This is a genomic window from Vibrio sp. 10N.247.311.51 (assembly GCF_041467855.1).
Taxonomy (GTDB): domain Bacteria; phylum Pseudomonadota; class Gammaproteobacteria; order Enterobacterales; family Vibrionaceae; genus Vibrio; species Vibrio coralliirubri.
Map to the genome: position 1 here is coordinate 1 of NZ_JBFSVK010000033.1, position 22,576 is coordinate 22,576.

At 45.6% G+C, this 22,576-nt stretch carries 22 protein-coding genes and 1 pseudogene; 7 read left to right on the forward strand and 16 right to left on the reverse strand.

Annotated features, from left to right (window positions below; all coding sequences use genetic code 11):
• The first annotated feature begins 38 nt into the window (after nucleotides 1–38).
• Nucleotides 39–302 (forward strand): hypothetical protein, encoded by a 264-nt coding sequence (locus AB6E85_RS22285; RefSeq protein ID WP_372144324.1) that lies wholly within the window; start codon nucleotides 39–41, stop codon nucleotides 300–302.
• Here the strand turns inward: AB6E85_RS22285 and AB6E85_RS22290 are convergent.
• Nucleotides 297–797, reverse strand: coding sequence for a hypothetical protein (locus tag AB6E85_RS22290; protein WP_372144325.1), 501 nt, complete (start codon nucleotides 795–797; stop codon nucleotides 297–299). The genes AB6E85_RS22285 and AB6E85_RS22290 overlap by 6 nt on opposite strands.
• 106 nt (nucleotides 798–903) lie before the next feature.
• A pseudogene (locus AB6E85_RS22295) lies at nucleotides 904–1,107 on the reverse strand (magnesium chelatase domain-containing protein); the annotation flags it as partial.
• Nucleotides 1,108–1,579: 472 nt separating this feature from the next.
• On the opposite strand from AB6E85_RS22295, the gene ilvG reads away from it, so the two are divergent.
• Genes ilvG through ilvA form a run of 5 tightly spaced genes read left to right on the forward strand, consistent with a single transcriptional unit; the run spans nucleotide 1,580 to nucleotide 7,915 of the window.
• Nucleotides 1,580–3,226 carry an acetolactate synthase 2 catalytic subunit gene (ilvG, locus tag AB6E85_RS22300; RefSeq protein WP_372144326.1) on the forward strand — a complete coding sequence of 549 codons (1,647 nt, stop codon included), beginning with the start codon at nucleotides 1,580–1,582 and terminating at the stop codon, nucleotides 3,224–3,226.
• A 1-nt stretch (nucleotide 3,227) separates the two neighbouring features.
• A complete protein-coding gene (ilvM, locus tag AB6E85_RS22305) occupies nucleotides 3,228–3,512 on the forward strand; it encodes an acetolactate synthase 2 small subunit (RefSeq protein WP_017055442.1) in 285 nt (94 codons plus the stop codon).
• A 12-nt stretch (nucleotides 3,513–3,524) separates the two neighbouring features.
• Entirely contained in the window at nucleotides 3,525–4,493 is a 969-nt protein-coding gene (locus AB6E85_RS22310; RefSeq protein WP_050642868.1) for a branched-chain amino acid transaminase, read from the forward strand.
• 33 nt (nucleotides 4,494–4,526) lie between these two features.
• Nucleotides 4,527–6,368, forward strand: a complete 1,842-nt coding sequence (gene ilvD / locus AB6E85_RS22315; RefSeq protein ID WP_048610861.1) for a dihydroxy-acid dehydratase — start codon at nucleotides 4,527–4,529, stop codon at nucleotides 6,366–6,368.
• Between the two features lie 2 nt (nucleotides 6,369–6,370).
• Entirely contained in the window at nucleotides 6,371–7,915 is a 1,545-nt protein-coding gene (gene ilvA / locus AB6E85_RS22320) for a threonine ammonia-lyase, biosynthetic (RefSeq protein ID WP_050633565.1), read from the forward strand.
• 99 nt (nucleotides 7,916–8,014) lie between these two features.
• On the opposite strand, the gene punR is transcribed toward ilvA, so the two are convergent.
• On the reverse strand, nucleotides 8,015–8,929 hold the full coding sequence (punR, locus tag AB6E85_RS22325; protein WP_017067697.1) for a DNA-binding transcriptional activator PunR: 915 nt from the start codon (nucleotides 8,927–8,929) through the stop codon (nucleotides 8,015–8,017).
• Nucleotides 8,930–9,093: 164 nt separating this feature from the next.
• Here punR and punC point away from each other — a divergent pair, with 164 nt between their 5' ends.
• Entirely contained in the window at nucleotides 9,094–10,305 is a 1,212-nt protein-coding gene (punC, locus tag AB6E85_RS22330; RefSeq protein ID WP_017063021.1) for a purine nucleoside transporter PunC, read from the forward strand.
• A gap of 70 nt (nucleotides 10,306–10,375) precedes the next feature.
• On the opposite strand, the gene AB6E85_RS22335 is transcribed toward punC, so the two are convergent.
• The 13 genes from AB6E85_RS22335 to AB6E85_RS22395 form a co-directional block, all read right to left on the reverse strand.
• Nucleotides 10,376–12,001, reverse strand: a complete 1,626-nt coding sequence (locus tag AB6E85_RS22335) for a sensor domain-containing diguanylate cyclase (protein ID WP_193840198.1) — start codon at nucleotides 11,999–12,001, stop codon at nucleotides 10,376–10,378.
• A 220-nt stretch (nucleotides 12,002–12,221) separates the two neighbouring features.
• Nucleotides 12,222–13,580 (reverse strand): bifunctional UDP-N-acetylglucosamine diphosphorylase/glucosamine-1-phosphate N-acetyltransferase GlmU, encoded by a 1,359-nt coding sequence (glmU, locus tag AB6E85_RS22340; RefSeq protein ID WP_052880507.1) that lies wholly within the window; start codon nucleotides 13,578–13,580, stop codon nucleotides 12,222–12,224.
• A 183-nt stretch (nucleotides 13,581–13,763) separates the two neighbouring features.
• Complete coding sequence (locus tag AB6E85_RS22345) at nucleotides 13,764–14,186, reverse strand: F0F1 ATP synthase subunit epsilon (RefSeq protein ID WP_004735742.1); 423 nt, start codon at nucleotides 14,184–14,186, stop codon at nucleotides 13,764–13,766.
• 18 nt (nucleotides 14,187–14,204) lie between these two features.
• Complete coding sequence (gene atpD, locus AB6E85_RS22350; RefSeq protein WP_048610850.1) at nucleotides 14,205–15,608, reverse strand: F0F1 ATP synthase subunit beta; 1,404 nt, start codon at nucleotides 15,606–15,608, stop codon at nucleotides 14,205–14,207.
• Between the two features lie 34 nt (nucleotides 15,609–15,642).
• Nucleotides 15,643–16,509: a F0F1 ATP synthase subunit gamma gene (gene atpG, locus AB6E85_RS22355; protein ID WP_016794171.1), complete on the reverse strand. Its 867-nt coding sequence runs from the start codon at nucleotides 16,507–16,509 to the stop codon at nucleotides 15,643–15,645.
• A gap of 48 nt (nucleotides 16,510–16,557) precedes the next feature.
• Nucleotides 16,558–18,099: a F0F1 ATP synthase subunit alpha gene (gene atpA, locus AB6E85_RS22360; RefSeq protein WP_010433235.1), complete on the reverse strand. Its 1,542-nt coding sequence runs from the start codon at nucleotides 18,097–18,099 to the stop codon at nucleotides 16,558–16,560.
• Between the two features lie 13 nt (nucleotides 18,100–18,112).
• Entirely contained in the window at nucleotides 18,113–18,646 is a 534-nt protein-coding gene (atpH, locus tag AB6E85_RS22365; protein ID WP_081230724.1) for a F0F1 ATP synthase subunit delta, read from the reverse strand.
• 15 nt (nucleotides 18,647–18,661) lie between these two features.
• Complete coding sequence (gene atpF, locus AB6E85_RS22370; RefSeq protein ID WP_010433231.1) at nucleotides 18,662–19,132, reverse strand: F0F1 ATP synthase subunit B; 471 nt, start codon at nucleotides 19,130–19,132, stop codon at nucleotides 18,662–18,664.
• A gap of 58 nt (nucleotides 19,133–19,190) precedes the next feature.
• Nucleotides 19,191–19,448 carry a F0F1 ATP synthase subunit C gene (atpE, locus tag AB6E85_RS22375; protein ID WP_004411110.1) on the reverse strand — a complete coding sequence of 86 codons (258 nt, stop codon included), beginning with the start codon at nucleotides 19,446–19,448 and terminating at the stop codon, nucleotides 19,191–19,193.
• A gap of 50 nt (nucleotides 19,449–19,498) precedes the next feature.
• Complete coding sequence (gene atpB / locus AB6E85_RS22380) at nucleotides 19,499–20,296, reverse strand: F0F1 ATP synthase subunit A (protein WP_009848124.1); 798 nt, start codon at nucleotides 20,294–20,296, stop codon at nucleotides 19,499–19,501.
• Between the two features lie 8 nt (nucleotides 20,297–20,304).
• Nucleotides 20,305–20,694 (reverse strand): F0F1 ATP synthase subunit I, encoded by a 390-nt coding sequence (locus AB6E85_RS22385; RefSeq protein WP_017058798.1) that lies wholly within the window; start codon nucleotides 20,692–20,694, stop codon nucleotides 20,305–20,307.
• 192 nt (nucleotides 20,695–20,886) lie between these two features.
• Nucleotides 20,887–21,768, reverse strand: coding sequence for a ParB/RepB/Spo0J family partition protein (locus tag AB6E85_RS22390; RefSeq protein ID WP_048611230.1), 882 nt, complete (start codon nucleotides 21,766–21,768; stop codon nucleotides 20,887–20,889).
• 23 nt (nucleotides 21,769–21,791) lie between these two features.
• Nucleotides 21,792–22,565: a ParA family protein gene (locus AB6E85_RS22395; RefSeq protein ID WP_019825554.1), complete on the reverse strand. Its 774-nt coding sequence runs from the start codon at nucleotides 22,563–22,565 to the stop codon at nucleotides 21,792–21,794.
• Nucleotides 22,566–22,576: the final 11 nt, after the last annotated feature.

Genomic DNA, 22,576 nt, shown 5'->3' on the forward strand with positions numbered 1-22,576 from the left:
ATTGTACTGACTGATGACGACAAAATGAGGATGCGACTTTGGGCACAATGATAGACGACTTTTTCAAGAAAGCTGATGATACAGAGATGATTTTCGAATGCGTTAGTACACCAACTGATATTGAAATGATGCTAAGGACGTTTCGATACCACATCAAAGGCGATGACGAGACCACCGCGACCGATGATGAAATTCAGAAGTACAAAGACACTGTTATGAGGGTTGATAACCCGATGGCATTACTTCGAGAACTTGAATATCAATACTATAGAGACGCTATCAGTTCACTTGAACTACTATAACCGACGTAATGAGTCGGTTTTTTTGTACTCAAAATAACCAAATAGACCCAATACAACTAAGCACGGTATAAATGCTAGTAAACTTTGCTCGTTGTATATTGAATACACCAAACCAGTCAATGCGAACACAATAGCAACTAAGTACTTATGAAAGACTCTGACAGCAAACCACAACCCCACCAAAGCATTACCAACCATCCATATTAATGATTGCCAATCACCAATAGATTTTTTTATCACTGGAATGTAGATAAGCGCGAAACCACGCATTGGCGACAATATATCAGCTAATAAATGAATACTAACTCCGATACATAAACCTGCTACTAATGGTCTTGATGGTTTATGCAATAGCAAAAGCATTGGCAAGATAATACTATGAGTAAGCATCGAGCGATGATGCAATATACTCATTAGCTTTAAATCTACATCTGGCAGGTATAGGCCGACATAGACACCAGTGAAACAAGCTAAGTAACCAACTATCACAGACATAACCCCCCTCTTTCCAAGTCGAGTTATTTTACTCCTTTACGTCACACTATCGAGCTTAATATTGAAACATGATATTAGGCCGCAAACCAATTCCCCACGTAAAACAGTTTATGGTGATTCTTTTTGATGGAAACTCAAAGCGAGAATTGATGATCGCACTTCTCACTCGATCTTTAGATTCCTTGACCGTTGTTTCAGGCAGACCCACCAGCGTAAAGCCAGGCATTCCGTTGCTTATATGCACCTCAACGGTCACTTCTGGCGCCTCTACACCCACACTAGCTCGGCTATGAATTATCGCGAGTCCCATAACTTTCCTTTGTCTTTGATTTAAAAGTATTCGCTCTGGATATTCGTTGCTCACCAAAGCTATAAGGTTGTTATATAGCTTGGTGGAATGGTGTTTTAATGTGAAAAAAGAATGACATTTTCCTTGTCATGCGGCAGATTTGTGTGATAACACTAGAGATGTAGACATTTACTGAAGACAATAAACGAGAAAACTCGAATATTATGATTTTTAACGCTCGCATTTACGCACTGATTAACCTGATTATCGTAGTCATTATTAAGACTGCGCGGGGGCGAGTGGGAAGAAAGTAACCACGAATTAGAAAAAACCCCCGCACTGACAAGTCCGGGGGTTTTTTCTAATTTAAACATTCGATTTTTATATTTTTGAGCATTTTCGGCTTTGCCGATTTACAGGAAGAATGGGAGCACAAGATGTGCAGAGACAAAGGAAACAGTTACCAAAATAAAGGTAATACGGGAGAATTCCGATGAAAGGCGCAGAACTAGTCGTATCCGCACTCAAGCAACAAGGAATTGAGACCGTATTTGGTTACCCAGGTGGTGCCATCATGCCAATCTACGATGCACTCTATGACGGCGGGGTTGAACATATCCTATGTCGCCATGAGCAAGGCGCTGCTATGGCCGCGATCGGCATGGCTCGAGCAACACAAGATGTCGCTGTTTGTATGGCAACGTCTGGCCCAGGTGCTACCAACCTAGTCACTGGCCTTGCTGATGCCTTTATGGACTCTATCCCAATGGTTGCCATCACAGGTCAGGTTGCAAGTTCCCACATTGGTACCGATGCATTCCAAGAAATGGATGTGATTGGTATGTCTCTGTCATGTACTAAACACAGCTACCTAGTAACTGATATTGAAGATCTTGCTCCAACCCTCGCAGAAGCGTTTGTGGTAGCTAAGTCTGGCCGTCCTGGCCCGGTTATCGTCGATATCGCTAAAGATGTTCAACTAGCAGAAGCACCTGTTAACACTCTTCCTGAATTTACTCCACCCGCAATTCCTGTTGCGACAACTGATGCCATTGAACAGGCACAGTACTTTTTGTCTCAAGCAACCCGTCCTGTTTTATACGTAGGTGGTGGTGTTCAACTTGCTAAAGCAACCGATGCGGTTCGTGAGTTTTTACGCCTTAACCCAATGCCAGCCGTAAGCACACTGAAAGGCTTGGGGACTATCGAACGTGACGACCCACACTACCTTGGTATGCTGGGTATGCACGGCACCAAAGCTGCTAACCTTGTAGTTCAAGAAAGTGACCTACTGATTGTTGTTGGTGCTCGTTTTGATGACCGAGTAACAGGCAAACTCGATACCTTTGCGCCGCATGCTAAGGTTATCCATATCGATATCGATGCCGCTGAGTTCAGCAAACTGCGTCTTGCCAATGCGCCAATTCGCGGAGACATCAATAAGATCATGCCTCAACTAGAGCTAAGCCAAGACATCTCCTCTTGGGTTCACCACTCTGAAGGCCTTCGTAGCTCATTCAAATGGCGTTACGACCACCCTGGCGATCTGATCTTTGCTCCACTGTTGTTGAAGCAACTTTCAGACATGATGCCAGCAAGCTCTATCGTATCGACTGATGTCGGCCAACACCAAATGTGGGCAGCTCAGCACATTCAGCCGCGCGATCCACAGAATTTCATCACCTCTGCCGGTTTAGGCACCATGGGCTTTGGCTTGCCAGCTGCAATGGGTGCATCGGTTGGGCGTCCTGATGACCAATCTATACTTATCTCTGGTGACGGCTCGTTCATGATGAACATTCAAGAGCTTGGCACATTGAAGCGTCGTCAGATCCCAGTGAAAATGGTACTGCTTAATAACTCTCGTTTGGGCATGGTTCGCCAATGGCAATCGCTGTTCTTTGATGGCCGCCACAGTGAAACTATCTTGGATGACAACCCTGATTTCGTGATGCTTGCGAAAGCGTTCGATATCCCGGGCAAAACCATCACTCGTAAAGAAGAAGTAGAACCAGCATTGAAAGAGATGCTAGAGAGTAAAACCGCTTACCTACTTCATGTTCTTATCGATGAAGAAGAAAACGTATGGCCACTAGTACCGCCAGGTGCTTCAAACAGTGAGATGTTGGAGAACACATAACATGAAAAGATACCTATTAGACATCAAAGCCGATGATAAGCCTGTACTACTAGAGCGTGTTCTTCGTGTTATCCGCCACCGTGGCTTCATTGTTAAGCAAGTTGCGGGCACTCAAAACCACGAAAGCAAAGTGGCGAGTGTTGAGATCATCGTAGACAGTGACCGTCCGATCTCGTTCTTGGTAAACCAAATCGAAAAGCTGTGGGATGTGCGTACCGTTGACGTTATCTCGATCAGCCGTAATGAATTGCCAAACAACAACTTACAACAAAAGATAAACGCATAAGGAACCGCAAACATGACAGCTAAAACAGCAGACTATATTTGGTTTAACGGTGAGATGGTTCCTTGGGCAGAGGCGAACGTTCACGTCCTGACTCACGCAATGCACTACGGTACTTCTGTGTTTGAAGGTGTTCGTTGCTACAACACACCAAAAGGTCCGGTTATCTTTCGTCACCCTGAACATGCTAAGCGCCTAAAAGACTCAGCAAAAATCTACCGCTTCCCTATTCCTTACACTGAGGAAGAAATTATGGAAGCGACTCGCGAAACGCTACGCCAAAATAAGCTAGAGTCAGCGTACATCCGCCCTCTAGGTTTCGTAGGTAATGTTGGTTTGGGTGTCTGCCCGCCAGAAAACACAGAGATGGAGCTAATCATCGCTGCTTTCCCTTGGGGCTCTTACCTAGGCGAAGAAGCGCTAGAAAACGGCGTTGATGCGATGATTTCTAGCTGGAACCGTGCCGCTCCAAACACGATCCCAACCGCAGCGAAAGCCGGTGGTAACTACCTATCTTCACTACTGGTCGGTGGTGAAGCTCGTCGTCATGGTTACGATGAAGGCATCGCACTGAGTGTTGATGGTTACCTTTCTGAAGGTGCAGGTGAGAATATCTTTGTGGTACGCAATGGCGTGCTATCAACGCCACCAGCGACCAGCGCAATTCTGCCGGGTATCACTCGTGATTCGATCATGACACTAGCAAAAGACATGGGTTATGAGATCCGTGAAGAGAACATTGCTCGTGAAGCGCTATACCTTGCCGATGAGGTCTTCATGACAGGCACAGCGGCGGAAATCGTTCCGGTTCGCAGCGTAGACAAAATTACAGTAGGTGAAGGCAAACGCGGTCCTATCACTGAAAAAGTTCAAGCGGCTTACTTTGGTCTATTCAATGGAACCACTGAAGATAAGTGGGGCTGGTTAGATTATGTTTACCCAGCAGACCACACTTCAGAAAACCAAACGCAAACAGCTAAGTAAGCAACAGCCAAATATTTTATAAGGATTTAAGCAATGCCAATCTATCGTTCAGCAACGACTACCCACGGACGCAACATGGCTGGTGCGCGCGCTTTATGGCGTGCAACTGGCGTTAAAGATGATGACTTCGGTAAGCCAATCATCGCAGTTGTAAACTCGTTCACTCAATTCGTACCAGGCCACGTTCACCTTAAAGACATGGGTCAACTGGTTGCGGGTGAAATCGAGAAAGCGGGCGGTATCGCTAAAGAATTCAATACCATCGCAGTTGATGATGGTATTGCAATGGGTCACGGCGGCATGCTGTACTCACTGCCATCACGTGAGCTTATCGCAGACTCAGTAGAATACATGGTCAATGCACACTGTGCAGATGCGATGGTATGTATCTCTAACTGTGACAAAATCACTCCGGGAATGATGATGGCAGCAATGCGTCTTAACATCCCAGTGATCTTTGTATCTGGCGGTCCAATGGAAGCGGGTAAAACCAAGCTTTCAGATCAAATCATCAAGCTAGACCTTGTTGACGCAATGATCCAAGGTGCCGATCCAACTATTTCTGATGAGCAAAGTGAGCAAGTAGAGCGTTCTGCATGTCCGACATGTGGTTCATGTTCAGGTATGTTCACAGCGAACTCAATGAACTGTCTAACAGAAGCGCTTGGCCTATCTCAGCCAGGTAACGGTTCTATGCTAGCAACCCACGCAGACCGTGAAGAGCTGTTCATCAATGCCGGTAAACGTATCGTTGACCTAACTAAGCGTTACTACGAGCAAGACGACGAATCAGCACTGCCACGCAACATCGCTAACCGCGCAGCCTTTGATAATGCAATGGCGCTGGATATCGCGATGGGCGGTTCAAGTAACACAGTACTTCACCTTTTAGCGGCAGCTCAAGAAGGTGAGATTGATTTTGATATGGGTGATATCGACGAGATGTCTCGCCGCGTTCCACACCTATGTAAGGTTGCGCCTTCAACGCCTAAATACCACATGGAAGACGTTCACCGCGCTGGTGGCGTAATGGCTATCCTAGGTGAACTAGACCGTGCAGGCCTACTGAACAACCAGACTCGCACCGTGCTTGGTCTAAGCATGCAAGAGCAGCTAGCTCAATACGACATCATGCAGACAGAAGACGAAGCCGTGCTTAAGTTCTTCCGCGCTGGCCCTGCTGGTATCCGTACCACCAAAGCTTTCTCACAAGATTGTCGTTGGGATCGCCTTGATGATGACCGCGTCGATGGTTGTATTCGTACCAAAGAGAACGCATTCAGCCAAGAAGGTGGTCTAGCGGTACTTTCAGGTAACATCGCCGTTGATGGTTGTATCGTTAAGACCGCGGGTGTTGATGAAGAAAACCTTAAGTTCCAAGGCCCTGCAATCGTATTTGAAAGCCAAGACACAGCAGTAGACGGTATCTTAGCGGGTAAAGTAAAAGCAGGCGAAGTGGTTGTTATTCGTTACGAAGGCCCTAAAGGTGGTCCGGGCATGCAAGAAATGCTCTACCCAACGACTTACCTAAAATCTATGGGTCTAGGTAAGTCTTGTGCTCTCCTAACTGACGGACGTTTCTCTGGTGGTACATCAGGTCTGTCTATCGGCCACGCTTCTCCAGAAGCAGCAAGTGGTGGTGTGATTGGTCTAGTGAACACGGGCGATATTATCACTATCGACATCCCTAGCCGCTCAATCACACTTGATGTGCCTGAAGCAGAGCTTGAAGCACGTCGCGTTAAACAAGATGCACTAGGCTGGAAACCAGAAAACCGTCAGCGTGAAGTGTCTTTCGCACTGAAGGCTTACGCAAGCATGGCGACCAGTGCCGACAAAGGCGCAGTACGTGATAAGTCTAAACTTGAGGGCTAACTATGAGTGATGACACCTCCAGTCCCCAGAAACAAACTGGCGCAGATTATCTGCGTCAGATCCTGAGAGCGCCGGTTTACGAAGCGGCAATCGTAACACCTCTACAGGATATGCCGCGTTTAAGCGCGCGCATTGGTAATCAGGTTCAGCTTAAACGAGAAGACCGTCAGCCGGTGCACTCGTTCAAGCTACGCGGCGCCTACAACATGGTATCAAGCCTTTCTGAGCAGCAAAAAGCCGCAGGTGTGATTGCTGCATCGGCGGGTAACCATGCTCAAGGTATGGCGCTGTCTGGCTCTAAGTTGGGCATTCAGACTACGATTGTGATGCCAAAAACCACACCAGACATCAAGGTTGATGCGGTACGTGGCTTTGGCGGAAACGTGGTTCTGCACGGCAGCAACTTTGATGAAGCCAAGGCAGAAGCGGAACGTCTTTCTGCTGAACATGGCTTTACCTTTGTGCCTCCTTTCGATCATCCACTGGTGATTGCAGGGCAAGGTACGATGGGCATGGAGATGCTGCAGCAAAACGGTCACATGGACTATATCTTTGTGCCGGTTGGTGGCGGCGGCTTAGCTGCGGGTGTTGCTGTATTAGTAAAACAGCTAATGCCAGAGATTAAAGTCATTGCAGTAGAACCAGAAGATTCGTCGTGCTTAAAAGCGGCTCTCGATGCTGGTGAACCTGTGGTACTGGATCAGGTCAGCATGTTTGCTGATGGTGTTGCGGTTAAACGCATTGGCGAAGAAACCTTCCGCCTTTGCCAGCAATACATTGACGGTCACGTTGCAGTCTCTAGTGATGAGATCTGCTCTGCGGTGAAAGATATCTTTGAAGACACTCGTGCGATTGCTGAACCTTCAGGAGCGCTTGCTCTGGCTGGTTTGAAAAAGTTTGCTGAACAGAACCAACTGCAAGACAAGCAATTAGCAACGGTACTGTCTGGTGCTAACACCAACTTCCACGGCCTGCGATATGTCTCTGAACGTTGTGAGCTGGGTGAGAAGCGAGAAGGTCTACTTGCGGTTACTATTCCAGAGCGACAAGGGGCATTCCTAGAGTTCTGTAATATCATTGGTGGTCGAGCGGTGACTGAGTTTAACTACCGCCACAACGACGAAAGCCTAGCGAATATCTTCGTTGGTGTACGCCTACAAGGTGGTCAAGAAGAACTCGAACACATCATCAATGACTTACGTGAGGGCGGCTATCCAGTTGTCGATCTCTCTGATGATGAGATGGCAAAACTGCACATTCGCTACATGATTGGCGGTAAACCATCGAAGCTACTGAAAGAACGTCTGTACAGCTTTGAGTTCCCAGAGTACCCAGGTGCATTGATTAAATTCCTTGATACCTTAGGGACACACTGGAATATCAGCCTATTCAATTACCGTAACCACGGTGCCGACTACGGCCGTGTATTGTGTGGCTTTGAACTTGATGGTGATGATTTGGCTCAGTTCTCGACACACCTACGAGAGCTTGGCTATCAGTGTAAAGATGAAACCGATAACCCTTCCTACAAGTTCTTCTTGTCTTAAGAGTTAACGACCGAATCAAAAAGAGCGAGTATTTACTCGCTCTTTTTATTGGTGCTGATTCAGCTCAAGCTTGAAAAGGATCTTCTTGTAAACAGATCATTAGATCGCCTTGCGATGATCCAACCAATCTTGGTGAAGTTGCTCACTCGATCCTAGGTACTTCACCATCCATTCGATCAGTTTATGGTTATCGTCTTTTCGCCATACCAAACAACAATGACTCTGCGGACTCGGTTCAGGCAGTATTTTCTCCACCAGCAGGCCTTGTTCGATAATTGGCGCGGCAATGTGCCTCGGCATATAACCCACTCCAACTCCATTCTTAAGACACTCTATAGCGCTATACCAGTTAGGTAACAACAGGCGTCTTTGACTTGAGTAGTGGCCTGTGTGTCGCTTAGGGAGCACGCTAGAGGTATCGTCCAAACATATCGCGGGATACTGGCTAACAAACTCTTCATTGAGGTTTTGCTCTCGCACACACGGGTGGCTTGGTGACATCACAAACGCCCAATCTAAGCGTCCCATATCTTTAACCTCAAAGTCGCCACCGACCGGAATCGCTGAGGTTGCACCTATCACAATATCCGCTCGACCCTGTGCAATCGCTTCCCAAGAGCCATTAAACACCTCCATGTTGATCTGAAGCTCTGCAAACTCAAAGGTTTGGTAGAACTCTTCAATCATCGGCTTCATCTTGTCGAGCTTAACCACGTTATCTAGCGTTAGGCGCAAGGTTTTCTTCCAGCCACGCGCCGCTCGGCGAGTCTGGGCACTGACTTCTTCCATCTGCCTCAGTAACGCACGTGCCTCTTCAATGAACAATTCACCGGCAGGTGTCAGCTCTACTTTTCTTGGTAAACGTCTGAAAAGTAGAACATCCAGTTCTTGCTCAACCTGCCTAACACCGTAGCTGATCGCCGATGGTACTTTGTGCAATTGTTCTGCCGCCGCAGTAAAGCTACCTAAGCGAGCAACCGTATCGAGCATTTCTAAAGAGGATTTAGAGAACATAAGCCTTCAAATTTTTTGATTGATAACCACATATTTTAGCGTTTTATTTTATCAGGTCTGAAAAATAGAATGTCAGCATAAATAAACAGGGGCTTTCACTTCTGTATATCAAACAATTTTTTTTGATGATAAAAACATCACTACCTTTAGCTTAATGGCATCTTATGAATATTTCTAAATTTCAATTGGTCTACCTTGCAGTTCTTTCAATGCTGGGCTTTATTGCGACCGATATGTACCTTCCTGCATTTAAGGCAATGGAAGTTGATTTCGCAACCGGCCCAGAGCAAATTGCTCTGTCTTTAACGGTATTCCTTGGCGGTATGGCAATGGGTCAGCTTCTTTGGGGTCTAGCGAGTGACAAGTATGGTCACCGTAATACGCTGGCGGTTGGTCTTGTTATCTTTACTGCAGCTTCATTCGGCTTAGCATTCAGCACCGAGGTATGGCACCTACTGACACTACGCTTCATTCAAGCGATCGGCGTATGTGCTCCTGCGGTAATCTGGCAAGCAATGGTAATCAAGCGTTACTCACAAAGCAGTAGCCAACAAATTTTTGCAACCATCATGCCTTTGGTTGCGCTGTCTCCTGCACTAGCACCTCAGCTAGGTGTGTTACTGGCGGATAGCTTTGGTTGGCACAGCATCTTCATCACATTAACCTTGATGGGTGCACTGCTAGTGGCGACAACAATGGCTCAACCAAAAGAAGCGCCTGAAGTAAAACAGACATCGATTAAGACAGACATCAAGATGTTGCTTAAATCAAAGCCTTACATGGGTAATGTTTTAATGTTTGCGTCAGCATCTGCAGCGTTCTTTGCTTACCTAACGGGTATGCCAGAGATAATGGCTCAGCTAGGTTATGAAGCAAAAGATATCGGTTTGAGCTTTATCCCACAAACAATCGCGTTCATGGCGGGTGGTTACTTCGGTAAGCAAGCGGTGAAGAAATATGGCGATGGCGTTGTACTAAGAAACCTTATCGGTTTGTTCAGCGTAGCGGCGATGCTTATCTTCATCGCATCACAGTGGGAACTGACGTCAATCTGGCCTTTACTAGCACCTTTCTGTTTGATTGCTGTCGCAAACGGTGCACTTTACCCAATCGTAGTAAACCGTGCTCTATCAAGTGCTAAACAAAGCCCAGCAACAGCTGCTGGTCTACAAAACAGCCTACAAATCAGTATCAGTGGCCTATCAAGTGCATTGGTCGCAGCAATGGCTAGCCAAGCATTAAGCGCAACGGGTATCGCGGTTGTGATCTGCTTGGGTGCATTGTGGGTTGGCTATATTGTTTCGAACAAAGAGCTTTCTGAACACTTCGCGACACCAGACAACTCTCGAGTGGTCGCTGACGAGAAACAAGACTAATTTCTGGATTAACGAAAACAAAAAAGAGCGAGTAATCTCGCTCTTTTTTATATCTAAATTCAGCCTTTGCTTATAACGATTTCGAAGCCGCTTCACCGTCAACAATTTCTAACGCTGGCGCTTTATGGCGGCTGTATTCATCATAGTTAACCACTCGGCTGCGACCCATATCTTTCGCCATGTACAGAGCATTATCGGCCATCTTAACCAGAGACTCGGTATCAGAGGCTGGCTTAGGATACGTGGCCACACCAATTGAAACTCCAAGCTGCCCTAGCGATAGGCCTTTGTGCTCAAGGTGCATTGAACGCACCGCATCACACAAGGTTTGACCAAACTCCGTCGCTTCTTGCATTGAATAATGTGGAAGCAGTACCGCTAACTCCTCACCACCGAGCCGGCAAGCAATCTCGTCTTCGCTGACACTCTGTTTGAGTAGCGCACTGATCTCTTTCAATACGAAGTCACCTGCATCATGACCAAAGTTGTCATTGAAGCGTTTGAAGTGATCCAAATCGAGCATCAATAGCGATAATGGCTGCTCGCTGGTGGCCGAATTCATTGAGTGTTCTTCCAGTTTTTGTTCGAAGAAACGACGGTTGAATAAGCCAGTCAGCGGATCGCTCAATGCTTGCGAGCGAAGCTTCTCTTGCAGGCTCAGGTTAGCTAATGCTAAGCCTAAGTGCTCGGAAACACTGAACGCCAATTGCTCGGTAATGGGATCTATCTTGATGTCACCAACACCGAAATAAAGGTGCATGATGCCGATGGTGTTGCCGTGTGCTGTCAACGGAATACACAGGGTTTGGTTGTTTTCCATCTCATGCATGTGACCACAGGTTAACGAGTGGAAATCATCATTCGATTGATGTGCACGTCCTTTACGCAGTGACCAGCACTCTTCTGGAGCAAAGCTCGCACTTCCCGGCCAAGTCTCTCCCCAATCGAGCTGAGTGATCAACTGATTACGCGATGCACGCATCAAAGAAACACTGCCGTTCACGTTACCAAGAATTCTCGGCAAGATATCCGACACGATCTGTTGGGCTTCCACCATGTTGTTACACGCGGCAAGCATATTCGCGAGGCGGTGCATCAACTCAATTTCGTGGGTTCGTTGGCGAATGCGTTCATCTTGCTTCTTCTGTTCTTCTTCCACTCGATGAACAATTTGGCGATTGCTCACGTAAGAGGTGCCGATCAAGAAGCTCAAACTCAGTAACACCATACCAACCAGAATCCCCATCAATTGGAAGTTCATCTGTTTCAGTTGATGCATTGGCGAAGAGATCACGATAACGAAATCTCGCCCGTTAACGCTCTCTTTCATTGAATAATAGATTCGGTCGATGGAGGTAACGGTACTAAAACGGACATCACTGCCAGTACCTTGTTGAAGGGCTTGCTTGAATTCGGGGCGGTTACCGTGATTTTCCACTCTAGCTAGTGCATGGTCTGAAAGATCCGTATCACCAATCACGACACCATCGGGACTGATCACTTGGATTCGGAGTCGAGTGTTGGCTTGCGTTAAGTCTCCGATGTAATCATCGACATCCATATCAGCTGTAAATAGCTGACTATCCTCACGAATTTCATAGATAACGTCTGACATCAAAGAGACAAGATGATCACGCTCATTCTCAACAACCAGCTTTTCCAACGTTACATAAAAGCCATAGAGACCTATTAACATTGAAAAAGACAAAATAATGATCGGCAATGTTTGCCATTTCTTTTCAACCAATATCACCGTACATTAACCCATTTATACCGAACCATTGCCCGAATATTAACAATCTATTAAAAAAATACAATTGCCAAATTGATTATTTTGTTAGCAGTGAGTGACCGATACAAAAAAGCCAGTAGTGATGCTACTGGCTTTCTTAAGAATGTCTTTTGAACGTTAGAGATTATTTCTTAGTTGGACGTTTCCAATCAGCAATCTTACGTTCTTTCGCACGGCTGATAACCAGCTCATTTTCAGAAACATCGCGTGTTACTGTAGAGCCAGCACCAACGGTAGCACCATTACCAATCGTAACAGGCGCTATTAATTGGCTATCTGAACCAACGAACACGTCATCGCCGATGATGGTCTTAAACTTATTCGCACCATCGTAGTTGCAAGTAATTGCACCCGCACCCACGTTTACGCGCTGACCAATTTCAGCATCGCCTAGATACGTTAAGTGGTTCGCTTTAGAACCTTCACCAAGGCGAGTGTTCTTCACTTCGACAAAGTTACCAACGTGCGAGTTATTACGCATATCAGCACCAGGACGTAGACGAGTGAAAGGACCAACCGTACAGTCTTCACCGACCGTTGCACCTTCGATTACGCTGTATGGGCGAACGATGGTGTTGTCATCAATCTCACAGTCTTTCAATACACAACCAGTGCCGATAATCACGTTGTCGCCAATGCTTACGCTGCCTTCGATGATAACGTTAGTATCAATCTCAACGTCCATACCACATTGCAGTTCACCACGTAGATCAAAGCGGCTTGGATCGCGCAGCATTACGCCTTGCTTCAATAACTTGTCTGCTTGCTCAGCTTGGTAAGCGCGCTCTAGACGAGCCAGTTGAGAGCGGTCATTCACGCCTTCCACTTCAATAGGGCTTACTGGATGTACTGCTTCAACCGCACGACCTTCGTCGTGAGCCGCTGCGATAACGTCAGTCAGGTAATATTCGCCCTGTGCGTTGTCGTTACTTAGACCAGACAACCAGCGCTTCAGATCGCCACCTGTCGCCACCATAACGCCAGTGTTGATCTCTTTGATAAGCTTCTGCTCATCCGTTGCATCTTTCTGTTCAACGATAGCCACAACAGGACCATTACGACGAATAATACGTCCGTAGCCCATTGGGTTGTCTAACACGACAGTAAGTAGCGCGATGCCACCGTTTGGTTGAGCGTCTAATAGGTTTTCAATAGTATCTGGTGAGATAAGAGGCACATCACCGTAGAGCACTAATACTTTTTCATCATCAGCGAAATGTGCAGATGCTTGATCCACAGCGTGACCCGTACCCAGCTGCTCAGCTTGCAGTGCCCAGTTTACAGATTCTTCAGCTAGGGTAGCCTTCATCTGATCACCACCGTGTCCGTAAACCAGGTTGATGTTTTGGGCGCCTAGACCATTACATGTATCGATAACGTGCTTCACCATTGGCTTACCCGCAAGTGTGTGCAGAACCTTTGGTGTGTTTGAATACATGCGAGTGCCTTTGCCCGCCGCGAGAATTACTGCGCTAAACTTCATTGTAAACCTATCCAACATTATTTTTGTTAAGCCGATATTGTAACCGTTTTTGGCCAAAAAATTAAATCGCAATAACCATTTAACCAGTAGTGATACGTAAAAGAAGCATTTTTGAGAACATCAAAAATGCAAAAAGGCGACCCTTAGGTCGCCTTTATCTCAGAGTCTATAATCTTAAAAAGATTAACGACGCTGTTTTGTCAGTTCGATAACTCGTAACTGAGCAATGGCTTTAGCCAGTTCACCGGCCGCTTGTGCGAAGTCTATGTCGCCATGCTGATTTTGGATATTCTCCACAGCCTTGCGTTTAGCTTCTTCCGCCTTTGCTGCGTCTAGCTCTTCACCACGGATAGCTGTATCAGCCAGTACAGTCGCTGTACCAGGCTGAACTTCTACCATACCACCAGAAACATAAATAATTTCTTCGTGGCCGTGCTGCTTAACAATACGCACCATACCAGGCTTGATAGCGGTCAGCAGTGGAGTATGACCATGGAAAATACCAAGCTCACCCTCACTACCGGTCACCTGAAACGTCTCAACAAGGCCTGAGAAAATTTGTTTCTCTGCACTTACAACGTCTAGGTGAAAGGTTATTGCTGCCATATCGCCTCCTAGTTAGCCTTATAGCTTCTTAGCATTCTCGATAGCTTCGTCAATTGCACCACAGTACATGAACGCTTGCTCTGGAATGTCATCGTATTCACCAGATAGAAGACCTTGGAAGCCACGTAGAGTCTCTTTAAGAGGTACGTAAACGCCTGGGTCACCTGTAAATACTTCCGCTACGTGGTAAGGCTGAGTTAGGAACTTCTCAATCTTACGAGCACGAGATACAACTTGCTTATCTTCTTCAGATAGCTCGTCCATACCTAGGATAGCAATGATATCTTTCAGCTCTTTATAGCGCTGAAGAGTAGACTGAACGCCACGAGCGATGTCGTAGTGCTCTTGTCCAACTACCAATGGATCCAGTTGACGTGAAGTAGAATCTAGCGGGTCGATCGCTGGGTATAGACCCATAGATGCGATGTTACGGTTAAGTACAACCGTTGCATCCAAGTGAGCGAACGTTGTTGCTGGAGACGGGTCAGTCAAGTCATCCGCTGGTACGTATACCGCCTGTACAGACGTGATAGAACCAGATTTAGTTGACGTGATACGCTCTTGTAGAACACCCATTTCTTCAGCTAGTGTAGGTTGGTAACCTACCGCAGAAGGCATACGACCTAGAAGTGCTGATACTTCAGTACCTGCTAGTGTGTAACGGTAGATGTTATCAACGAACAGTAGAACGTCACGACCTTCGTCACGGAAGCGCTCTGCCATTGTTAGACCAGTCAGTGCAACACGTAGACGGTTACCTGGTGGCTCGTTCATCTGACCGTAAACCATCGCTACTTTTGATTCTTCAGGTTTTTCGATGTTTACAACACCTGCTTCCTGCATCTCAAAGTAGAAATCGTTACCTTCACGAGTACGCTCACCTACACCTGCAAATACAGATAGGCCTGAGTGTTGAAGTGCGATGTTGTTGATAAGTTCCATCATGTTAACGGTCTTACCTACACCAGCACCACCGAATAGACCGATTTTACCACCCTTAGCGAATGGACAAATCAAGTCGATTACTTTAACACCAGTTTCTAGAAGAGCTGTCTCGTTAGACTGCTCTTCGTAGCTTGGAGCTTCACGGTGAATGGCGTAATGCTCTTCAGCACCAATCTCGCCACACTCATCAATCGCGTCACCTAGGACGTTCATGATACGACCCAATGTCTTAGTACCTACTGGTACTGAGATTGGAGCGCCAGTATTTTCAACTGTCAAACCACGACGTAAACCATCAGAGCTACCCATTACGATTGCGCGAACTACGCCACCGCCAAGTTGTTGCTGAACTTCAAGAACTAGACGTTCTTGTACTTCATTAACATTCAGAGCGTCGTATACACGAGGTACTTCACCCTGTGGGAACTCTACGTCGACTACCGCACCGATGATCTGTACGATCTTACCTGTAGCCATCGTTAATCCTCTAACTATTTAGTTTTACCTAAGCTTAAACCGCAGCTGCGCCTGAAACGATCTCAGAAAGTTCTTGTGTAATCGCCGCTTGACGCGCTTTGTTATACACAAGTTCTAAGTCATCAATAATGTCACCAGCGTTATCTGTTGCTGATTTCATTGCAATCATTCGAGCCGCTTGCTCACAAGCAAGGTTCTCAACCACACCTTGGTACACTTGAGATTCGACGTATCGAACCAATAGTGCATCTAGTAGTGGTTTTGGCTCGGGCTCATAAATGTAGTCCCAAGAATGACTGCGTTTCATTTCTTCGCTGTCTGATTTAGGCAAAGGAAGTAATTGATCGATCGTTGGTTCTTGAACCATAGTGTTTTCAAACTTGTTGAACACTACGAACAGGCGATCTAATTCGCCTTCATCATATTTCTTCAGCATAACGCTTACAGAGCCAATCAAGTCTTCAAGGCTTGGACGATCGCCCAGACCAGAAACTTGAGCTGCTACTTTCGCGCCGCTGTTGTTGAAAAATGCTGTCGCTTTTGAACCTACAATTGCAAGTTCAACGTCAGCACCTTTCTCAGACCAATCTTTCATGTCGTTCATGGCTTTTTTGAACAAGTTAATGTTCAAACCACCACAAAGACCACGGTCTGTAGAAACGATGATGTAACCAACACGTTTGGCTTCACGTTCCTCAAGATAAGGATGCTTATACTCGAGGCTACCATTAGCCAAATGACCGATCACTTTACGCATTGTTTCTGCATATGGACGAGTAGCTTCCATTGCGTCTTGAGAACGACGCATTTTTGAAGCTGCTACCATTTCCATTGCTTTCGTAATCTTCTGTGTGCTTTTAACACTACCGATTTTATTACGTATCTCTTTTGCGCCGGCCATCGTTACTCTCCGTTAATGGTATGAGGTGGCCCTAAGACCACCTACCAATTACCAGGTCTGGGTTGCCTTGAAATCGTCAACAAGCTTCTTCAGCTCAGCTTCGATTTCTTTATTGAAAGCACCCGTTGTGTCGATCTGTGTTGCTAGATCGGCATATTGACCACGAGCAAACGACAGTAAAGCAGCTTCAAAGTCTAGAACTTTAGAAAGTTCAACGTCTTGAAGGTATCCACGCTCTGCAGCGAAGATTACTAGAGCTTGGTCAAATACAGACATAGGAGCGTATTGCTTCTGCTTCATCAGTTCTGTAACTTTTTGACCGTGGTCTAGCTGCTTCTTAGTCGCTTCATCAAGATCCGAAGAGAACTGAGCAAATGCTGCAAGTTCACGGTATTGAGCTAGAGCAGTACGGATACCGCCAGATAGCTTCTTGATGATTTTAGTCTGCGCCGAACCACCTACACGAGAAACTGAGATACCTGGGTCAACAGCTGGACGTACGCCCGCGTTGAATAGCTCAGTTTGTAGGAAGATCTGACCATCAGTAATCGAGATTACGTTCGTTGGTACGAATGCAGATACGTCACCAGCTTGCGTTTCGATGATAGGTAGAGCAGTTAAAGAACCAGTCTTGCCTGTCACTTCACCGTTAGTGAATTTTTCTACGTATGCTTCGCTTACACGAGCAGCACGCTCTAGTAGACGAGAGTGAAGGTAGAAAACATCACCTGGGAACGCTTCACGACCTGGTGGACGCTTAAGTAGTAGCGAGATTTGACGGTAAGCTACAGCTTGCTTAGATAGATCATCATAAACAATCAGTGCATCTTCACCGCGATCACGGAAGTATTCGCCCATCGCACAACCAGCATACGGTGCAAGGTATTGCAGCGCTGCAGATTCAGAAGCAGATGCAACAACCACAACAGTGTTTGCTAGTGCGCCGTGCTCTTCTAGTTTGCGAACTACGTTAGCAATAGTCGACGCTTTTTGGCCGATAGCTACGTAGATAGAGAAAATACCAGAATCTTTTTGGTTAATAATCGCATCGATCGCCATTGCTGTTTTACCAGTTTGACGGTCACCGATTACTAGTTCACGTTGACCACGACCGATAGGGATCATTGAGTCAACAGACTTGTAACCAGTTTGAACAGGTTGATCTACCGATTTACGGTCGATTACACCTGGTGCGATAATTTCTACAGGCGAAGTCAATTTAGCTTCGATTGGACCTTTACCATCAATTGGCTCACCTAGCGTGTTTACAACACGACCAAGCATTTCAGGACCTACTGGTACTTCTAGAATACGACCAGTACCTGTAACTTTCATGCCTTCCTGTAGGTCAGCATACGGGCCCATTACAACAGCACCAACCGAATCACGGTTCAAGTTTAGTGCTAGAGCGTAACGGCCACCCGGTAGTTCGATCATTTCACCTTGCATCACGTCCGCTAGGCCGTGGATGCTAAGGATGCCATCGCTTACAGAAACGATAGTACCTTCATTGCGAGCTTCACTAACAACGTCGAAAGATTCAATACGTTGTTTAATTAGATCGCTAATTTCAGTGGAATTAAGTTGCATGCTCCAATCCCCATTAAGACTGCAATGCATCGCTCAGGCGGTCTAAACGACTGCGCGCTGAGTTATCGATGACTAGGTCTCCGGCTCGAATAATAACTCCACTAAGTAGAGTCTCATCTATACTGCAATTCAGCTGAACTTTGCGCGCTAAGCGCTGTTCCAATTTGCTGCTGATCTCTGTGCGTTGTTCTTCAGAAAGTTCAACCGCTGAAGTTACTTCAACGTCGATCTCTTTCTCATACTCTTTTTTGAGTATAAAGAACTCTTTACAAACATCAGGAAAAGCCATTAAGCGGCCATTCTCTGCCATCACTTTAATTAAGTTCTGACCGAATTCATCAAATTGTTCGCCACAAATTACAATGAATACTTCAGCTAATTTTTCAGCAGTCATAGAACCGCTTAATAAATTATGAACATCATCATTTTGTGCCACTTCGGCAGCAAAAGTAAGCATCTGACCCCATTGGTCTAGCTCACCTTTATCTACCGCAAAGTCAAACGCTGCTTTAGCATAGGGGCGTGCGATTGTAGTCAAATCAGACATATACAGCCCCTTGCTTTAAAGTTTTGCAGTAATGTTGTTAAGAAGATCATCGTGTACATCTTTATCGATTGTACGCTCAAGGATTTTCTCAGCACCAGCTATAGCCAGAGTTGCGACTTGTTTGCGCAGGTCATCACGGGCACGTGTACGCTCTGCTTCAATTTCTGCTTCAGCTTGCGCTAAGATTTTCTGGCGTTCTGCCTGAGCTTCTTCGCGTGCTTCATCAATAATTTGAGCTTTACGTTTGTTTGCCTGATCAATAACCTCAGTTGCAGTGCGCTTTGCTTCTTTCATTTGCTCAGAAGCGTTGGCTTGTGCCAGGTTCAAGTCTTTAGCAGCGCGTTCAGCGGCTACTAGACCGTCAGCAATTTTTTTCTGACGCTCTTCAATTGCTTGCATGATTGGTGGCCATACATATTTCATGCAGAACCAAACAAACAATGAAAAAGCAATTGCTTGACCTAACAGAGTTGCGTTCATATTCACAACAGCTACCCCTCGTTAAGAATCAACTACAAAAATTTAATTAACTATTGAGAGTTAATTAGCCTGCTAGTTGACCAACAAATGGGTTAGCAAACGTGAATAGTAGTGCGATTACGATACCGATCATTGGAACAGCATCCAGTAGACCAGCGATGATGAACATCTTAACTTGTAGCATTGGAGCCATTTCAGGTTGACGCGCAGCGCCTTCTAGGAATTTACCACCAAGAATAGCAAAACCAATTGCAGTACCTACGGCACAAAGACCAACAATAATAGCAACAGCGATTGCTGAAAAACTTAGTACAGTTTCCATTTACGTTCTCCGATTAACATTAATAGTTAGAATAAATCTTAAAAATTTTTTTAGTGATCACTATCTTCATGAGCCATTGATAAGTAAACGATTGTCAACATCATGAAAACAAACGCTTGAATCAAAATAACCAAGATATGGAAGATAGCCCAAGGTAGTGCACCTACCCATTGTAAGTACCACGGTAGCATTGCCGCGATAAGAATAAACACCACCTCACCCGCAAACATATTACCAAATAAACGCATACCTAGAGATAGTGGCTTCGCTAATAACGAAATTACCTCAAGTACCAAGTTAAATGGAATCATGATTGGGTGATTAAATGGATGCAGTGCCAATTCTTTAGCAAATCCGCCTAGACCTTTCACTTTGATGCTGTAGTAGATCATCAGAGCAAAAACACCTAAAGCCATTGCCATTGTTATATTTACATCAGCTGTAGGAACCACTTTCAAGTAAGGGATACCTAGCCAATGCTCTGCAGGATATGGTAAGAAATCGATAGGCACTAAGTCCATCAAGTTCATAATGATAATCCAGCAGAATATAGTCAGTGCTAGTGGGGCAATCAGAGGGTTGCGGCCATGGAAAGTTTCTTTAACGTTGTCACCAACGAATTCCACTACCATTTCAACAAAACACTGAAGCTTACCAGGTACACCTACTGTTGCTTTCTTTGCGACTGAGCGAAAAACCCAAAGGAATAACATCCCTGTCAACACCGAAAAAAACAGACTGTCTATATGTACGTTCCAGAAACTTGTCTCCTCTACAAGACCAAACTTAGCTAAAGAAAGGTTTTGTAAGTGGTGCTCAATGTATCCGGATGCTGTTGGCGCAGCCATAACTCATCCTATTTTTTATTGTTAATGAAAAGCACTGGCGCAAAGATATTAATACCTAGAACCAGTAAATAGGTCAGTTTGAGGGGAACTAATTCCACCTGCATATACATGTAGACAATAGAGAATAGTAGAACTGTGATAAGGATTTTTAGCGCTTCGCCTGCATAGAACGACGCCGCAACTAACTTAGTTGCACGAGCTCCACTAAATAGGAAAGCACACACACAAAAAACTGCATTTGCGATGACAAAAATACCGCCACCGATTAATGCAGCAAAACCCCAATCAGGATTAACAGCTAAACCTAACCCTATCGCCACTAATATAACCGCGCTAAGCTCGATCAATAACATTTGCTTTGCAAGCACTCGTCCTGGTCTTGCTAACGCCGCTACCATGTATTCGTTCCTCTTTTAAGCCTTCTTTACTACTCGCTTAAAAGCGTGCTGAGAAATTGGCGAAAATTATACGTTCAGCCAAATTGATTGCAATAACAATGCAGCAATCATTTACATTTTTGCATACAAACCGACAACTTTTGTACGAAATTACTTGTTTATTACATAATTGACCTAAATCAATTATCTCATCTAGTACTCTAGTTTAGCAATAAGTTGCTCTAATTTGTGAGGCTCATCAAGAGTAATTGTCACTTTTGACTTACCGCTAACAGAACGAGTAACTGAAACGTTTGCTTGCAATTTTTCCGTGAGTCTTCGTGAAAGTTCGATAGCTTCTGTGTCTTCAGGCTTCGATTCACCTTCAACGTCTGGTTTTAAGCACTTTTTGACAAGTTGCTCAGTTTGACGCACGGTCATTTTTTTGGTTGCCGCAGTGTTTGCTGCTTCAACCTGGGTATCACCTTCAAGCGCAAGCAGTGCTCGAGCATGCCCCATTTCCAGTTGTTTATTGGAAACTAAACCTTTTACTTCATTTTCGAGCTGATTTAGACGTAATAAGTTACTCACCGTAGCTCTCGATTTACCGATTACGTCAGCGACTTGTTGGTGTGTCAGCTCAAATTCGTTCTGTAGGCGCTCTAGCGCTTGTGCTTCTTCGATAACATTCAGGTCTTCACGCTGAATATTCTCAATCAGTGCCATCGCGATAGCGGCCTTGTCTTCAACTCTCTTGATCAGGCATGGCACTTGTTTAAGACCAGCTTGACGAGCCGCTCTCCAACGTCGTTCACCAGCAATGATCTCGAACTGGTCATGCGCCAGTGGACGAACTACGATCGGTTGGATAATACCTTGAGATTGAATTGATGCAGCCAGCTCTTCTAGCGCTTCAGGCGCAATATCCTTACGCGGTTGATATACACCAGGCTTCAAGCAACCAACAGCCAGTTCGATAAGCTCACCATCAGCCGACAATGCCTGACTATGAGAAGCAACTTGCTGTTTTTCACGAGCCAATGAGCTAGTTGCAAGCAATGCATCTAGCCCTTTTCCTAAACCACGCTTAGACATTGAGCGAATTCCTTTGGTTGGACCTATACTGGGACTTCTTCACGACGCAACATTTCGCCTGCAAGAGCAAGATAAGCCTTAGCTCCTGCGGAATATTTGTCGTAGTACATTGCTGGCTTGCCGTGACTCGGGGCTTCTGCCAGACGCACATTTCTAGGGATCACAGTTCGGTAGACTTTGCTACCAAAGTGTTTTTTGAGTTGATCAGATACTTCGTTCGATAAGCGGTTGCGAGGATCGTACATAGTACGCAGAAGACCTTCGATCTTCAGGTTCTCGTTTACAACTGCCGCTAGCTTACTGATGGTATCCATCAATGCAGTCAAACCTTCCAAAGCAAAGTATTCACATTGCATAGGAACCAATACGGAGTCGGCCGCAGCCATCGCGTTGATTGTAAGAAGGTTTAATGAGGGCGGGCAATCAATAAAGATGAAATCATAGTTATTGCGAATGGATTCGAGTGCGTTTTTTAAACGAACTTCTCGAGCAAACACTTCCATCAGCTTGATTTCTGCCGCAGTAACGTCGCCGTTCGCGGCGATGAGGTCATAATTACCAGATGTACTCCGGCAAACCACTTCATCAAATGGGGTGTCTTCAACCAACAAATCGTAAGCAGTTGCTTCAACTTGATACTTGTCGACACCGCTCGCCATAGTGGCATTACCTTGAGGATCGAGGTCAACAACCAATATCTTGCGTTTTGTTGCCGCCATTGATGCTGCTAAATTAATGCAAGTTGTTGTTTTTCCTACGCCACCCTTCTGGTTGGCAATTGCTACGATTCTACCCACTATGGCCTCGC

Bases quoted from the DNA above. Each gene is read 5' to 3' on its own strand.
- AB6E85_RS22310 (WP_050642868.1), top strand. From the start codon at position 3,525: ATGACAGCTAAAACAGCAGACTATATTTGGTTTAACGGTGAGATGGTT.
- AB6E85_RS22390 (WP_048611230.1), bottom strand. From the start codon at position 21,768: ATGTCTAAGCGTGGTTTAGGAAAAGGGCTAGATGCATTGCTTGCAACT.
- ilvM (WP_017055442.1), top strand. From the start codon at position 3,228: ATGAAAAGATACCTATTAGACATCAAAGCCGATGATAAGCCTGTACTA.
- ilvG (WP_372144326.1), top strand. From the start codon at position 1,580: ATGAAAGGCGCAGAACTAGTCGTATCCGCACTCAAGCAACAAGGAATT.
- punR (WP_017067697.1), bottom strand. From the start codon at position 8,929: ATGTTCTCTAAATCCTCTTTAGAAATGCTCGATACGGTTGCTCGCTTA.
- ilvD (WP_048610861.1), top strand. From the start codon at position 4,527: ATGCCAATCTATCGTTCAGCAACGACTACCCACGGACGCAACATGGCT.
- atpB (WP_009848124.1), bottom strand. From the start codon at position 20,296: ATGGCTGCGCCAACAGCATCCGGATACATTGAGCACCACTTACAAAAC.
- atpE (WP_004411110.1), bottom strand. From the start codon at position 19,448: ATGGAAACTGTACTAAGTTTTTCAGCAATCGCTGTTGCTATTATTGTT.
- atpA (WP_010433235.1), bottom strand. From the start codon at position 18,099: ATGCAACTTAATTCCACTGAAATTAGCGATCTAATTAAACAACGTATT.
- AB6E85_RS22385 (WP_017058798.1), bottom strand. From the start codon at position 20,694: ATGGTAGCGGCGTTAGCAAGACCAGGACGAGTGCTTGCAAAGCAAATG.
- atpD (WP_048610850.1), bottom strand. From the start codon at position 15,608: ATGGCTACAGGTAAGATCGTACAGATCATCGGTGCGGTAGTCGACGTA.
- atpG (WP_016794171.1), bottom strand. From the start codon at position 16,509: ATGGCCGGCGCAAAAGAGATACGTAATAAAATCGGTAGTGTTAAAAGC.
- AB6E85_RS22335 (WP_193840198.1), bottom strand. From the start codon at position 12,001: ATGTTAATAGGTCTCTATGGCTTTTATGTAACGTTGGAAAAGCTGGTT.
- atpH (WP_081230724.1), bottom strand. From the start codon at position 18,646: ATGTCTGATTTGACTACAATCGCACGCCCCTATGCTAAAGCAGCGTTT.
- AB6E85_RS22345 (WP_004735742.1), bottom strand. From the start codon at position 14,186: ATGGCAGCAATAACCTTTCACCTAGACGTTGTAAGTGCAGAGAAACAA.
- ilvA (WP_050633565.1), top strand. From the start codon at position 6,371: ATGAGTGATGACACCTCCAGTCCCCAGAAACAAACTGGCGCAGATTAT.
- punC (WP_017063021.1), top strand. From the start codon at position 9,094: ATGAATATTTCTAAATTTCAATTGGTCTACCTTGCAGTTCTTTCAATG.
- glmU (WP_052880507.1), bottom strand. From the start codon at position 13,580: ATGAAGTTTAGCGCAGTAATTCTCGCGGCGGGCAAAGGCACTCGCATG.
- AB6E85_RS22290 (WP_372144325.1), bottom strand. From the start codon at position 797: ATGTCTGTGATAGTTGGTTACTTAGCTTGTTTCACTGGTGTCTATGTC.